Here is a 253-nt window from a genome sequence, read left to right on the forward strand (position 1 = left end):
CGGCCCGGCTCCGGCGGCGAGGAGCGCGGGAACCGCCCGGCGCAGCGGTGGACGGGGCTCGCCTCGGCCTGCCGCGACCACCGCGACGGCAAGGACCTCGACCCGGGGCGCAGACGCACCCTGGAGGACGCGGCGCACGGGGCCGGGCAGGTGCGGAAGTACTGCGAGGGCGTCCTCGGGAACCGGGACCACCGCGGCAACACGGACCAAGGCGGCAACGGCAAGGACGGCAACGGCAAGGACGGCAACGGCA

General features: G+C 76.7%; 1 pseudogene. It reads left to right on the forward strand.

Going from position 1 to position 253, the window contains the following annotated elements:
• Positions 1-253: pseudogene (locus HO151_RS06515) on the forward strand (hypothetical protein); the annotation flags it as partial.

This window comes from Streptomyces sp. 8P21H-1, assembly GCF_013302945.1.